General features: G+C 73.1%; 10 protein-coding genes. 4 read left to right on the forward strand and 6 right to left on the reverse strand.

Features of this window, described 5'->3' with window-relative positions; translation table 11 throughout:
- Positions 1–59 precede the first annotated feature (59 nt).
- The 4 genes from EJG53_RS18610 to ssd form a co-directional block, all read right to left on the reverse strand.
- Entirely contained in the window at positions 60–899 is an 840-nt protein-coding gene (locus tag EJG53_RS18610; protein WP_125045791.1) for a type II secretion system F family protein, read from the reverse strand.
- Positions 889–1,908 (reverse strand): type II secretion system F family protein, encoded by a 1,020-nt coding sequence (locus EJG53_RS18615; protein ID WP_244955207.1) that lies wholly within the window; start codon positions 1,906–1,908, stop codon positions 889–891. The genes EJG53_RS18610 and EJG53_RS18615 overlap by 11 nt, the downstream gene beginning before the upstream one ends.
- Positions 1,905–3,062 carry a TadA family conjugal transfer-associated ATPase gene (locus EJG53_RS18620; RefSeq protein ID WP_125049441.1) on the reverse strand — a complete coding sequence of 386 codons (1,158 nt, stop codon included), beginning with the start codon at positions 3,060–3,062 and terminating at the stop codon, positions 1,905–1,907. The genes EJG53_RS18615 and EJG53_RS18620 overlap by 4 nt, the downstream gene beginning before the upstream one ends.
- Positions 3,063–3,270: 208 nt before the next feature.
- Positions 3,271–4,515: a septum site-determining protein Ssd gene (gene ssd, locus EJG53_RS18625; RefSeq protein WP_125045792.1), complete on the reverse strand. Its 1,245-nt coding sequence runs from the start codon at positions 4,513–4,515 to the stop codon at positions 3,271–3,273.
- A gap of 435 nt (positions 4,516–4,950) precedes the next feature.
- Between ssd and EJG53_RS18630 the strand changes: the two genes are divergently transcribed.
- Positions 4,951–5,835 carry an HAD family hydrolase gene (locus EJG53_RS18630; RefSeq protein ID WP_032928049.1) on the forward strand — a complete coding sequence of 295 codons (885 nt, stop codon included), beginning with the start codon at positions 4,951–4,953 and terminating at the stop codon, positions 5,833–5,835.
- 384 nt (positions 5,836–6,219) lie between these two features.
- Here the strand turns inward: EJG53_RS18630 and EJG53_RS18635 are convergent, their stop codons facing one another.
- On the reverse strand, positions 6,220–7,041 hold the full coding sequence (locus EJG53_RS18635; protein WP_125045793.1) for a Fic family protein: 822 nt from the start codon (positions 7,039–7,041) through the stop codon (positions 6,220–6,222).
- Positions 7,042–7,151: 110 nt separating this feature from the next.
- Between EJG53_RS18635 and EJG53_RS18640 the strand changes: the two genes are divergently transcribed.
- Entirely contained in the window at positions 7,152–8,138 is a 987-nt protein-coding gene (locus EJG53_RS18640) for an ATP-binding protein (protein ID WP_125045794.1), read from the forward strand.
- A 137-nt stretch (positions 8,139–8,275) separates the two neighbouring features.
- Here EJG53_RS18640 and EJG53_RS18645 read toward each other — a convergent pair whose 3' ends face one another.
- Positions 8,276–9,556 carry a polysaccharide deacetylase family protein gene (locus tag EJG53_RS18645; RefSeq protein ID WP_125045795.1) on the reverse strand — a complete coding sequence of 427 codons (1,281 nt, stop codon included), beginning with the start codon at positions 9,554–9,556 and terminating at the stop codon, positions 8,276–8,278.
- A gap of 329 nt (positions 9,557–9,885) precedes the next feature.
- Between EJG53_RS18645 and EJG53_RS18650 the strand changes: the two genes are divergently transcribed.
- Together EJG53_RS18650 and acs are read left to right on the forward strand one after the other, a co-directional pair.
- On the forward strand, positions 9,886–12,219 hold the full coding sequence (locus EJG53_RS18650; protein WP_125045796.1) for a SulP family inorganic anion transporter: 2,334 nt from the start codon (positions 9,886–9,888) through the stop codon (positions 12,217–12,219).
- A 241-nt stretch (positions 12,220–12,460) separates the two neighbouring features.
- A complete protein-coding gene (gene acs / locus EJG53_RS18655; RefSeq protein WP_125045797.1) occupies positions 12,461–14,425 on the forward strand; it encodes an acetate--CoA ligase in 1,965 nt (654 codons plus the stop codon).
- Positions 14,426–14,541 lie beyond the last annotated feature (116 nt).

Genomic DNA, 14,541 nt, shown 5'->3' on the forward strand with positions numbered 1-14,541 from the left:
GATCGCTTCTGCTGTCTGAGAGCCGGCATATGCATACGGCTCGGGTCGGTCGTGCGCCGTCATGAGTTCCGCAGGAGCGCTGTGGCCAGGCCGACCAGGACCGGTACGACGCCGAGCGTCAGGAAGGCGGGCAGGAAGCACGCCGCCAGCGGCATCGTGACCAGCACCCCGGCCCGGCGGGCTCGTTCGGCCGCGGAGCGGGTCTCCTGCGCCCGCAGTTCCGCCGCGATCCGGGAGACGCCCTCCACGGCCGGGACCCCCGATATGCCCGCCCGTTCCATGCACCGGGCCAGTCCCCGGGCGCCGGGGAGTGCCCCGAATCGCCGCCATGCCGTCGCGGGGTCGCTGCCGAGCCGGAGTTCCGCGGCCACACGCCACAACTGCTCGCCGACGGTTCCGCCGAGCGACCGCCCCACCGCCTCGGCGGACTCGCGTGGCCCGGCGCCCGCCGCCAGGCAGGCCGCGAGCAGGCCCGCGGCCGGTGCCAGCGCCGCCCGCAGACCGTTCTCGGCCGCCTGCCGCACGGCCTGTGCCTGTGTACGGCGTCGCCACCGTCCGGCTCCGTAGGCCACGGCGAGTCCCAGTACGCCACCGGTCACTCCGCCGACGAGAATGGCCACGGCGCCCGCGATCACGGCGGGCCCGGCCCGTTCCCGGACGGCTCGGGGCCATCGACGTCTCCGGCCGCGCTTCAGCTTCGGTCCCAGGCGCCGACCGGTGCCGTCGGGGTGCCGTACGGCCTTGCCGAGGACCGTTCCCGCCCGCCGTCGGACAGTCCGTACGCCGCGCACATCCCCGGCCGTGGTCAACGCGCCGGCCACGGTGGCCAGGACCAGGAAAACTGTCCCCAGGGTGTGGACAACTTCTGGGATGCCGCCTTGACCGACGTCAGCGGACATGACCGCCCCCTTCGGCAGCCGTGATGATCCGCGCCGTCCAGACGATGCCGCACCACTCCAACAGGCCGCCGACCAGCAGGCACGCCCATCCGGCGGGGGTGTGCAGCAGCACTCGGATCGGGTCGGCGCCGAGGGCGCTGCCCATCGCCAGCCCTCCGGCCGGGAGGAGCGCGAGCATCAGGGCGGTCGCCCTCGGGCCCGCCAACTGGGCGCGCAGGTCGTCGCGCTGGTCGCGTTCCGCCCGGAGAGCCGTCGCGATCCGTTCCAGCCCGGCGGCCAGCCCGGCTCCGCCGTCGACGGCGACCTGCCAGCACGCCGCCACACCGGCCAGCCCCTCCGCGCCCGGCAGCCGCCCCGCCGCCCGCAGGGCCGCCGGTACGTCCCCGCCGAACCGGGCCGCCGCCGTGACCGCCGCGCCCGCCTCGCCGAAACTCGCGGCCCCGACCGCCGTCAGGGCCGGCCCCGGCTGCCGTCCGGCCCGCAACTCGCCCGCCACCGCCTCGCACAGCTCGATCACCGCCGCGCCCCGACGCTCCCGCTCCCGCACCCGTTCACGGGTCCGGAGCCATCGCCGCACCAGGACCGACGCCACCACGGCGGCGATCACGGGCAGCACCGAACCGGTCATGACACCGAGCACGAGACCGGCCGGCAGGCACCACAGCTCTCGCGGGGAGCGGGTGGCCCCGGGCCGGCTTTCTCCGCTCCGCCGAGGATCCCGGCAGGCGTTCCGCCTGCCACCGCCCAGTCGGGAGGCTCGGTACGCGGCCCACGTGGCCCAATGCACCACCTGCCGCAACGCCCGCCGGGGCGTGAACTCGGCTTCGTCAGCGACCGGTTCGCGTGCCCACCCCTCCGGGCCTGCTCTCTCCCCGTCCACCAACAGCAGTCGAGCCCGTCGTACGTCACCGCTCCGCCCGCCGGACAGCCAGACCGCCACCCCCGCGCACAGCACGGCCGCGCACACCGGCACCGCCGCCACACCGACACCGACACCGACATCACTCATCGCGCATCCCTCCCCCGCTCGCACAATTCCGTCAATCGCGGCCAGCCGGCCGCCTCTTGGAACCCCGCCGGTGCCCACACGGCTGCCGGTACGGTCATCACGAAGCCGTCCCGGCCCCGCTCCAGAACGTCCACCCGGGCGAGCCGCCGTCGGCCGTCCCGGTCCCGTACGAGGTGCAGCAGCACCGACAGGGCGGCGGCCACCTGGCTGTGCAGTGCCGCCCGGTCGAGACCGGCCGTCGAGCCGAGGGCCTCCAAGCGCGCCGGTACGTCGCCGGGGGCGTTTGCGTGGACCGTGCCGCAGCCGCCCTCGTGGCCCGTGTTCAGCGCCGCCAGCAGGTCCGTGACCTCGGCGCCGCGCACCTCGCCGACCACCAGCCGGTCCGGCCGCATCCGCAGCGCCTGTCGCACCAGGTCCCGCAGGGTGACGCGGCCGACGCCCTCCTGGTTCGCGGGCCGGGTCTCCAGCCGTACGACGTGGGGGTGGTCCGGCCTCAGTTCCGCGGAGTCCTCGGCCAGAACGAGCCGTTCGGCCGGGCCTGCCAGGCTCAGCAGTGAGCTGAGCAGCGTGGTCTTCCCGGAGCCGGTCCCGCCGCTGATGAGGAAGGAGAGCCGGGCGTCCAGCACGGCCCGCAGCAGACGGTCGCCGTCCGGCGGGACCGTGCCCGCCGCGACCAGTTCCGCGAGGGTGAAGGCGCGGGGGCGCAGGACGCGCAGCGACAGGCAGGTGCCCGCGACCGCCACCGGAGGCAGTACGGCGTGCAGACGGGTGCCGTCGGGCAACCGCGCGTCCACCCAGGGGTGGGCGTCGTCCAGCCGCCGTCCGGCCACCGAGGCCAGCCGCTGGGCGAGCCGCCGTACCGCGGCCTCGTCGGCGAAGCGCACCGAGGTGCGCTCCAGGCCGCCACCTCGGTCCACCCACACCTCGTCCGGCGCGCTGACCAGCACATCGGTCACCTCCGGTGCGGCGACGAGCGGTTCGAGAGGGCCGCAGCCGACCAGCTCCGACCGCAGCGCCGAGACGACTCCCAGCACCTCCGCGTCACCGAGCAGGCGGCCCTCGGCGCGCAGTGCCATCGCCACCCGCGCGGGCGTCGGCTCGGCACCCGCCTGGGCCAGCCGCCCCCGCACCGCCTCCAGAAGCCCGGCGCCGATGCCCGTACGGCCCGCACGGGGTGCGCCGTGAGCGTCGACGCGGGCGTCAGCGTGGGCGTCGGTGTGGGCGTCGGTGTGGGCTCCGGCGCCGGACTGCCCGCCGGACACCCACAGCCCGGCCCCCTGCGGTCCGGACCCCTGCGCCCCGGGCCCCTGCGGACCGAACACCTGTGGCCCGCCAACCCGCAACCCGCCCGTCCGGGGACTCTCAGCCCTCACCCGGACCACCCCCTACGCCCTCACCGAGCCACCCGCGCCGCCCACCGACCTCCGGACCACCGCCCACCGGCCCGTCGCCTCTCGACTCCGCAGCCCCCGACCCCGCGATCCCCGCCCCCGCACCCCCCGGCAACACCCGCCCCCAAAAAGCCGTACCGAAGTGCCGCAACGCTCCCCGGGCGTTCGCCCCCGGCGGCGCCCCCCGCGCCAGTTCTCCCGGGAGGCCGGCCTCCCACCCCAGCTCTCCGGCCAAGGGAAGGCCGAGCAGCCGGGCGGCCTCCTCCGGCGCCAGCTCCGCGGCGCGGCCGCTGCCCGGGCCTGGGCTGGCGCGTGTCACCACCCGTACGTCCGGCAGGACCGTACGGATCAGGGCCGCCACGCGCCGGGCCGCCGCCAGCGCCCGCAGTTCGGTGGGGACGACCAGCAGCCCGACATCGACCTGGGCCAGCGCTTCCACGACCGCTTCGTCCAGCCTGCGCGGCAGGTCCACCACCACGGCGCCGCCCCGTCTGCGCGCCGCTGCCATGACCGCGCGCATCGCCTGCGGCGGGATCGCCACCGCGTCGCCCCGGTCCCAGCTCAGTACGCGTAAAGAGTGCAGCCTCGGCAGCGCTTCCTCCAGGGCGTCGCCGCCCACCCGTCCGCGCGATTCGGCGAAGGCGGGCCAGCGCAGCCCTTCCTCCTTCTCGCCGCCCAGCAGTACGTCGAGTCCGCCGCCCAGCGGGTCCGCGTCGACCAGGACGGTCCGGTGGCCCGCGCGGGCCGCCGTCAGGGCCAGGGCACAGGCGAGGGTGCTCGCGCCGGCGCCGCCGCTGCCGCCGATCACCCCCACTGTCACGGCCGCGGGCCCGACGCCCTCCACCGCGTCGGCGATCCGGTCCACCAGCCAGCTCTCGCCGCCGGGGAGCACCAGCACCCGTTCCGCCCCGAGGGCGACGGCCAGCCGCCACAGTTGCCGGTCGTCCGCGCCGCGGGCGACGAGCACCACCCCGTCCCGGCGGCCCGCTCCGCACAGGCGGGGTGCGCAGTCGGCGCCGACGATCACCAGGGGCGCCGAGGCCCAGCCCGGACTGCGGCCACGGGCGACGCCGTGGGCCACTTCCGGTGTCGCGCCGGCTGCCGCGCAGAGTCTCAGGACGTCGTCGAGAAGGTCCTCGTCCTCGGTGACGACCAGCGGTCCGCCGCGCCCTCCGGCGGGTCCGGGTGATTGATCGGGAGTCATACGTCCGGCCACGTTCCGTTCCCCTATCGCTACACAACTCACACATCCGCGAACTCGCGGAGTTTCACTGTGCGGCGATCCGGAAAATCCCGTGGATCTTGGTCCAAAACTGTGGACAACTCAAAGGCTGTGAATATCCCAGTCACCTATACCGGCGACCTTGAAGGCTCCCTTAGAGCAGCGCCACGGCTACCCTGAGTGACGAACGGCGGGCGTCGGAGAGCGCGGGGCCGGGCGATGAAGAGGAAGCGGCCGATCCGCCTCGGACGGGCAAAAACGCGTCCGGACATGCGACGACCCCCGCCGGGGGGAGAGCGGGGGTCGTCCCCACGGCCGACTCGGGGGGGAGGAGTCGGACCGGGTTAGCACGGTCGCGAACGATCCGTGACTTCCATGGTGTACCCGAGAGCCTTCTCAGGCAAACCCACGCGCCACACCTTACGCCGAATGGTGGGCGCCTATGCTCGCCCCGTGGAAAACCACTCCGTGCCCCACTCGGCGACTCACTCGACACCCCGGACAGCCGCGTTCTTCGACCTGGACAAGACAGTCATTGCTAAGTCGAGCACGCTGACCTTCAGCAAGTCGTTCTACCAAGGCGGCCTGATCAATCGCCGGGCCGTTCTGCGCACCGCCTATGCCCAGTTCGTCTTCCTCGCGGGCGGCGCCGACCACGACCAGATGGAACGGATGCGCGCCTACCTGTCGGCACTCTGCCGGGGCTGGGACGTGGCCCAGGTCCGGGAGATCATCGCGGAGACCCTCCACGAGCTGATCGACCCGCTCATCTACGACGAGGCCGCCTCGCTCATCGAGGAGCATCACACGGCGGGCCGCGACGTCGTGATCGTCTCCACCTCGGGCGCCGAGGTGGTCGAACCGATCGGCGCCCTGCTCGGCGCCGACCGCGTGGTGGCCACCCGGATGGTCGTCGGCGCGGACGGCCGCTTCACGGGCGAGGTGGAGTACTACGCCTATGGCCCGACCAAGGCACAAGCGGTACGGGACCTCGCCGCGTCGGAGGGCTACGACCTGGCGCGCTGCTACGCCTACAGCGATTCGGCGACCGATGTGCCGATGCTGGAGGCGGTCGGCCATCCGTACGCCGTCAATCCGGACCGCGCGCTGCGCCGCGAGGCCGCGAGCCGGGGATGGCCGGTTCTGTCGTTCACCCGGCCGGTCCAGCTCAAGCAGCGGCTGCCCTCCCTGGGCATGCCGTCGCGTCCGGTGCTCGCCACGGTGGCCGCCGTGGGTGCGGCCGCCGCGACCGCGGGCCTCGTCTGGTACGCGAGCCGGCGGCGCCCGGTTTTTGCCCGTATCACCCGAGTTTGAAGGGAAAAGTAAAGAACTGTGGCGAGGGGTTCCGCTTCCCCCGCGGCAGGAGTACAAAGGACGTAACGGCCCGCGAGACCGAGGACATCCGAGAGGAAGACCTTCTACGCAGCAAGGCCCCACGGACCGAAGCACGGAAACCGGGCACCCACGCGACGCCGACCCGTCGATTACGGGCCAGCCGTACCAGGTGACGGACCAAGTCTCCGACCTGATCGGCACATCCGGAGCGCGCTTGGTAACCCGGTGGACGTGCCAGCGGCGGTACCGGAACGACTGGGTACCGCCGCAACCCTTTGTCCGGGGCCCGGCCGGCCGGTAGCCGAAGGCGGCTCTCCCCCGCAGCCCCGTAAGCGCCCGGACGCAGCCCCCTTGACGCCCCCGTCAGGCCGCCCCGCGCTGCATCGCCTCGCACACCGCCGTGCTCTCCCGCGCCCCCAGCTCCACCGCTCGGCCGCAGTGCGCGATCCACGCCGCCACGCCCTCCGGGGTGCCGGACACATAACCTTCCAGCGCCGCCACGTACGCGGCCCGGTCCTGTTCCGCGTGCCCGACCTCCGCCGGGCAGACCGACTTCGGGTCCAGCCCGCTGCCGACCAGCACGATGCGCTCGGCGGCCCGCGCGACCAGCCCGTTGTACGAGCCGAAGGGGCGTAGCGCCAGCAGCTCGCCGTGCACCACGGCCGCCACCACCAGCGCCGGCGCCTCGCTGCCCGCCAGCAGCAGCCGCGCCAGCCCGTCCAGACGCCCGGCGACCTCGTCGGCGTCCGGCAGCGTCAGCTCCACCAGGGGCTCGTCGACCGGCTCGCCCGCCAGCCGGGGCCGTCCCACCGACTCCCGCCGGGCGTCGCCGCTCGCCGCCACCAGGTGCAACCGCGCCAGCACCCGCAGCGGCGACTGCCGCCACACGCTGAGCAGTTGCCCGGCCTCGGCGGTCAGCCGCAGGGCCGCGCCGACCGTCCGCGGCTCGCCCTCGACGCCGAAGTCGGACCGCCGCCGCACCTCCTCCAGCGCCCAGTCGGCTCCGGCCAGCGCGGCGGAGGCCCGTGCTCCGCGCAGCGCCGCCTCGGAGGTGATCTCGTTGCTGCGCCGTCGCATGATCCGGTGCCCGTAGACCCGGTCCACGCTGGTGCGCACGGAGTCCACGGAGTCGGCGACGCCCGGGAGCGAGGCCAGGGTCGCGAGCGGATCGGCTGTCGTACTCATGGGTACGACCCTACGCACCCCGTAGGCCGCAAGGCCCAACCGCTCGAAGGAGTGGTCTTCTTCACCCGAACCTCTCACCCGGGGCAACTCGGCGCTTACGCTTCGTGACCATGAAGATCGCGTTCGTGGGCAAGGGCGGCAGTGGGAAGACCACGCTGTCCTCCCTGTTCATCCGCCACCTCGCCGCCGCCCGCGTCCCCGTGATCGCGGTGGACGCCGACATCAACCAGCATCTGGCCACCGCCCTCGGCATGGACGAGGCGGAGGCCGCCGCGCTGCCGGCCCTCGGTGCCCGGCTGCCGCTGGTCAAGGACTACCTGCGCGGCACCAACCCGCGTATCGCGTCCGCCGAGACAATGATCAAGACGACACCGCCCGGTGAGGGCTCCCGGCTGCTGCGGGTCGTCGAGGACAACCCGGTGTACGCGGCGTGCGCCCGGCCCGTCCTCCTGGAGGGCGAACCGGTACGCCTGATGGCGACCGGCCCGTTCGCCGAGTCCGACCTGGGGGTGGCCTGCTACCACTCCAAGACCGGCGCGGTCGAACTGTGCCTGAACCACCTCGTGGACGGCCGTGAGGAGTACGTCGTCGTCGACATGACGGCCGGCTCCGACTCGTTCGCCTCCGGGATGTTCACCCGCTTCGACCTGACCTTCCTGGTCGCCGAGCCCACCCGTAAGGGCGTCGCGGTCTACCGCCAGTACAAGGACTACGCGCGCGACTACGGCATCGCCCTCAAGGTCGTCGGCAACAAGGTCCAGGGCCCGGACGACGCCGCCTTCCTGGCCGACGAGGTGGGTGAGGACCTGCTGCTCACGGTGGGGGACTCGGCGTGGGTGCGGGCCATGGAGAAGGGCCGGCCGCGCCGCTTCGACCTGCTGGAGGCCGACCAGCGGCAGGCGTTGAAGGAGCTGCACGCCGCCGCTGACGAAACGTACGAGCAGCGCGACTGGGAGCGCTACACCCGCCAGATGGTGCACTTCCACCTGAAGAACGCGGAGAGTTGGGCGAACGCGAAGACGGGCGCCGACCTGGCGGCCCAGGTCGACCCCGCCTTCGTCCTCGCCGAGCCGTCAGGAGCCCCGCAACCGGCCTGACACCTGAGGTCAGGGGCGCCCCGGGGTCTCCGGAGCGGCGCGGCACCCAGGAGCGCCACCGGGACCAGGAACGCCGCCGAGACCAGAAACACCGTCGAGGCCCGGAGCCCCATGGACCTCGCCCAAGGCGCCTACCCCTACTCCGCCTCCCGCCGAGCCGGTTCCGCCGGCCCGGCCGAACCGGCAGGCGCGCCCGGCTTCGCGGACGGGGTCGCCAGGTACCTCGCCCACCCGCCCTTCGGGGCGCCGCCCACCGGCAGCGCGCGCATCTTCTCCAGCACCTGCGAGTCCTGCGCGTCCAGCCAGTCGGCCAGTTGCTTGAAGGTCACGCAGCGCACGCCCCGGCGGGGGCAGATGGTCTTGATGGCGTCCTCGACGGCGCGCATGTACGTGCCGCCGTTCCAGGACTCGAAGTGGTTGCCGACGATGAGCGGTGCCCGGTTGCCCTTCTCGGCCCGCTCGAACGCGGCGATCAGGCCGTCCCGCATCTGCTTGCCCCAGGTAGCGTGCATCGCCGGGTCGCCCCTGGTCGTACCGGACTGGTTGGCGAGGAAGTTGTAGTCCATCGAGAGCGTCTCGAAGGCCCGGCCGGGCACGGGGATCTGCTGGAGGGGGAAGTCCCAGATGCCGTCGATCTGCTTCGGCCAGAGCTGCCGTCCGCCGACGGAGCTGGAGTCGTAGCGGAAGCCCATGGCCTTGGCGGCGGGGATGAGGTTGCGCTGTCCTTCGAGGCAGGGGGCGCGGCCGCCGACGAGTTCCTTGCTGTAGTCGAACGGCAGCGGCTTCTCGGTCCGCAGCCCGGTGTGCGTCTTCCAGGACTTGACGAACGCCTCGGCCTGCCGGATCTCGCTCTGCCACTCCTCCGGCGACCAGGTGCCGACGCCGCCGTTCGGGCCGCAGAAGTGGCCGTTGAAGTGCGTACCGATCTCGTTGCCGTCCATCCAGGCGCCGCGGATCTGTTCCACGGTGGCCCGGACGCCCTTGACGTCGTTGAAGCCGATGTCGGAGGCGCCGGGGCTGTGCTTGGGCGGGTGGTAGGCGTCCTTCCTGTTGCCCGGGAGCAGGTAGACACCGCTGAGGAAGTACGTCATCCGGGCGTCGTACTTCTTGCCGACCGCGCGGAAGTGCGAGAACAGCTTCTGGCTGTCCTCGCCGGCGCCGTCCCAGGAGAAGACCACGAACTGCGGCGGCCGCTCACCGGGTTTCAGGCGTTCGGCCTTCGGCTGCATCGGCTGCGCCCCGGTGTACGCGGTCGAGCCGTCGCCGATCAGCTTGACCTGCTGGGCGGTGCGCTGCGGTGCGGCCTGGCCACCCTGGGCGCCGCCCGGCCCGCCCCCGTTCCCCCCGGCACAGCCGGCGACCGCCGCCAGCGCCATCGTCGTGACCCACCCGGCCGTGACCCTTGCTGCGGCTGCCATCAGCCACCTCACTCCCTGAGCTGCGAACTGCCAAACGGAAACATCAGAAAAAGTGATTAACCGTTTTTAAGCCCGCATAAGCCATGGAATGGGCCGTAAGGTGCAAGCGACTCGGCGCTGTGTTCACTCGAAAGACGGAACGACGGACCCGAATGCCGGAAAAGGCTTCTCTGCCGCCTTTACGCGTCATTACGCTTCGTTTACCGATGCTTGAGAGTCACCGGGCCGTCACGAATCGTGACACCAGCCGGCCGGCTCGCGTCCCGCCGCAGTACACCGCCGCCCACGATCGCGCCCCGCGTGACCGCGCCGCCCCGGAGGAGACGGGAATGTCGCAGCTACAGAAGCCGCCAGGGCCGCCGGGACCGACCGGTGCTCCGAGCACGCCCCGCACCCAGCCCCCGCCGCCCGCAGACCGGGCCGCGGCCCGGCGCGGCGACCTGTCCGCCTCGGTCGTCGTCTTCCTGATCGCCGTCCCGCTCTCGCTGGGCCTCGCCCTGGCCACCGGGGCGCCCCTCCAGGCGGGCCTGGTCGCCGCGGCCGTCGGCGGCATCGTCGCCGGGCTGCTCGGCGGCGCACCCCTCCAGGTCAGCGGCGCGGCGACGAGCCTCCTCGTGGTCACGGCCGAGCTGGTGCAGCGGTACGGCTGGCGGGCCACCTGTGCCATCACGGTCCTCGCCGGGCTGGCCCAACTCGCGCTCGGCGCCGTACGGGTGGCCCGGGGCGCGCTCGCGATCAGCCCCGCGATCGTGCACGCCATGCTCGCGGGCATCGGCGTCACGATCGCCGTCGGACAACTGCACGTGGTGCTCGGCGGCAGCCCCGACAGCTCGGCCGTCGACAACGTCGCCGCGCTGCCCGGCCAGTTGGCGCACCCGCACACCGCCGCCCTGCTCATCGGTGCCGTCACGGTCGCGGTGCTCGCCGGCTGGCCGCGGCTGCCCGGGCGGGCCGGCCGGGCGCTGCGGACGGTCCCGGCCCCACTGGCGGCCGTGGCCGCCGCGACGACCGTGAGCGCGGCCGTGCCGGTGCCGGTGCCGCGCGTCGCCCTGCCCGAGTGGTCGCTCCAGGCCCTGCCCGCCCTCCCGGACGGGCCGGTGCCGGGGATCGTCGCCGCCGTCCTGACCGTCACCCTCGTCGCCAGCATGGAGTCCCTGCTGTCGGCGGTCGCGGTGGACCGCCTCGCCGCCGACCGCGGCGTCACCACGTCCGGTACGAACCTGAACCGCGAACTGACGGGCCAGGGCGTCGCCAACGTGGTGTCCGGGCTGCTGGGCGGGCTCCCGGTGGCGGGCGGCGCGATGCGCGGCTCGGCGAGTGTGCGGGCGGGCGCCGTCAGCCGGCGTGCCACCGTGCTGCACGGCGCCTGGGTGGTGCTCTGCGCCGGTCTGCTCGCCACGGCGCTGGAGCTGATCCCGCTGGCCGCCCTCGCCGCACTGGTGATGGTCATGGGCGTACGGATGGTGAGCTTTGCGCACATCAAACATGTGCAGCGGCACCGGGAGTTCCCGGTCTACGCGGTCACCCTGGGCGGTGTGGTGCTGTTCGGCGTCCTCCAGGGAGTGGCCCTGGGCGTCGGGATCGCGGTCTTCCTGTCGCTGCGGCGGCTGACCCACACCCGGGTCACGGTCGGCGCCGAGGACGGCCGCCACCGGGTGCGGGTCAACGGGCAGTTGACCTTCCTCGCGGTACCGAGGCTGACCCGGGCGCTCGCCCAGGTGCCCGCCGGCGCGGACACCGTCGTCGAGCTGGGAGGCTCGTTCATGGACCACGCCGCGTACGAGGCCCTGCGCGCCTGGTCCGACGGGCATCGCGCGGGCGGCGGCTGGGTGACCCTCGGGGGCCGCGCCGGGAGCCCGATCGCTGAGCCCGCGAGCGCCCACCACTGCCGCCCGTGGACGCCGTGGCGCAACCACCACTGCACCCGCCCGCCCGAGGAGACCGCGGCCGTCCCGCGGACCAGCGGCGATCAACTGCTCGTCGGCGTGAGCGCGTTCCAGCGCCACACGGCGCCACTGGTACGGGACGAACTGGCCCGGCTGGCGCACGAGGGGCAGCGGCCCACCCAGCTCTTCCTGACCTGCGCCGACTCCCGGCTGGTCACCAGCATGATCACCGCCAGCGGCCCGGGTGACCTGTTCACCGTCCGCAATGTCGGCAATCTGATGCCGCCGCCCGGCACGGACGCCGCGTGCGACTCGGTGGGCGCGGCCATCGAGTACGCGGTCGAGGTGCTGAAGGTCGGTTCGCTGACCGTCTGCGGGCATTCGGGGTGCGGCGCGATGCAGGCGCTGCTCGGCGCGGACCACGAGCCGGGCGCGCAGACCCCGCTCGCGCGCTGGCTGCGGCACGGCCGCCCGAGCCTGGCGCGGATGCAGCGGATCGGCCGGCTGGGCCGCGGTGAAGTCGCGCTCGCCGAACGCCCGGTCGCCGACGACGTGGAGCGGCTCGCGCTGGTCAACGTCGTCCAGCAGCTCGACCACCTGATGTCGTACCCGTGCGTCGCCCACCGCGTCGCCGAGGGCGCCCTCACCCTGCACGGCATGTACTTCCACGTGGCCGAGGCCCAGGCGTACGTCCTCGACCGCGGCACGGGCCGGTTCCGCGCGGTACGGCCGGAGGCGGCGGCGGGCGGGCGGAGCGTGCGGGTGGCCGGGGCCTAGGAACCGGCGACGCGGCTCCGGCCGGGCGCCCGTACCGCCTCGCCGCTCCATGACCCGCCGTCAGCCGGGGACCCGTTCTTCACCCCTCCCGAGGGCCCCATAAACCCACCCGTAAACGCCACTTGACCTGCGCATCAGTAAAGGTCTACACCAATTTTTGGCGTCAACCCTTGTCAGGGCGGGTGATGGGCTGATGAGCTAGGGCCGGGAGAGACATCGCACGCCCTGAATGGGAGATGACGTGAGCAACGAAAGCCTGGCCAATCTTCTCAAGGAGGAGCGGCGGTTCGCGCCGCCCGCCGAACTGGCCGCGAACGCCAACGTCACCGCCGAGGCGTACGAACGGGCCGCGGCGGACCGGCTGGGCTTCTGGGCCACCCAGGCCAAGCGCCTGACCTGGGCGACCGAGCCGACCGAGACGCTCGACTGGTCCAACCCGCCGTTCGCCAAGTGGTTCGCCGACGGCAAGCTCAACGTCGCGTACAACTGCGTGGACCGGCATGTGGAGAACGGGCTCGGCGACCGGGTCGCCATCCACTTCGAGGGCGAGCCCGGCGACACCCGCTCGATCACCTACGCGCAGTTGCAGCGCGAGGTCTCCCAGGCCGCCAACGCGCTGACCGAGCTGGGCGTCACGGCCGGCGACCGGGTCGCGATCTACCTGCCGATGATCCCCGAGGCCGTCATCTCCATGCTGGCCTGCGCCCGCCTGGGCGCGCCGCACTCGGTCGTCTTCGGCGGCTTCTCCGCGGACGCGCTGGCGACCCGTATCAACGACGCCGACGCCCGCGTGGTGATCACCGCGGACGGCGGCTACCGCCGCGGCAAGCCGTCCGCCCTCAAGCCCGCCGTCGACGAGGCGCTGACCAGGCCCGGCACGGAGAACGTGCGCAGCGTGCTGGTGGTCCGCCGTACCGGCCAGGAGGACGTGGCCTGGACCGAGGGCCGCGACGTGTGGTGGCACGACATCGTCGGGCGGCAGAGCGAGACCCACACCCCGGAGGCGTTCGACGCCGAGCACCCCCTGTTCATCCTCTACACCTCCGGCACCACCGGTAAGCCCAAGGGCATCCTGCACACCACCGGCGGCTACCTCACCCAGGTGGCCTACACCCACCACGCCGTCTTCGACCTCAAGCCGGAGACCGACGTCTACTGGTGCACCGCCGACGTCGGCTGGGTCACCGGCCACTCGTACATCACCTACGGGCCGCTGGCCAACGGCGCGACCGAGGTGCTCTACGAGGGCACGCCCGACACCCCGCACCAGGGCCGCTGGTGGGAGATCGTGCAGAAGTACGGGGTCACGATCCTCTACACCGCGCCGACCGCGATCCGCGCCTGCATGAAGTGGGGCGACGACATCCCCGCGAAGTACGACCTGTCCTCGCTGCGGGTCCTCGGTTCGGTGGGCGAGCCCATCAACCCGGAGGCGTGGATGTGGTACCGCAAGCACATCGGCGCCGACCAGGCCCCGATCGTGGACACCTGGTGGCAGACGGAGACCGGCGGCATGATGCTCAGCCCGCTGCCGGGCGTCACGGAGACCAAGCCCGGCTCCGCGCAGCGCCCGCTGCCCGGCATCGCGGCGACGGTCGTGGACGACGAGGCCCGCGAGGTGCCGGACGGGGGCGGCGGCTACCTGGTCCTGACCGAGCCGTGGCCGTCCATGCTCCGCACGATCTGGGGCGACGACCAGCGCTACCTGGACACCTACTGGTCGCGCTTCGAGGGCAAGTACTTCGCCGGTGACGGCGCGAAGAAGGACGAGGACGGCGACATCTGGCTGCTGGGCCGGGTGGACGACGTGATGCTGGTGTCCGGCCACAACATCTCCACCACCGAGGTCGAGTCGGCGCTGGTCTCGCACCCGAAGGTCGCCGAGGCCGCCGTGGTCGGCGCGACCGACCCGCAGACGACCCAGTCGATCTGCGCCTTCGTGATCCTGCGCGGCACCGCGGCGGAGGACGAGGGGCTGGTGGAGGAGCTGCGGGCGCACGTCGGCAAGCAGCTCGGCCCGATCGCCAAGCCCAAGCGTGTCCTGCCGGTGGCCGAGCTGCCGAAGACCCGCTCCGGCAAGATCATGCGCCGGCTGCTGCGCGATGTCGCCGAGAACCGCGACCTGGGCGACGTCTCGACGCTCACCGACTTCGGCGTGATGGACCTGATCCAGGCGAAGCTGCCCGCCGCGGCCAGCGAGGACTGACCGGGCGGTCGCACCCAGCACCGCGCGTTCGCACGCGTGTGCCGATGAGTGACCGCCACTCCGAGGGGCACCCGTCCGCAGACCGGCCGGGTGCCCTTTGCCTGTTCCGGGCGCCC

The sequence above is a fragment of the Streptomyces chrestomyceticus JCM 4735 genome, assembly GCF_003865135.1.
In the GTDB taxonomy this organism is placed as follows: domain Bacteria; phylum Actinomycetota; class Actinomycetes; order Streptomycetales; family Streptomycetaceae; genus Streptomyces; species Streptomyces chrestomyceticus.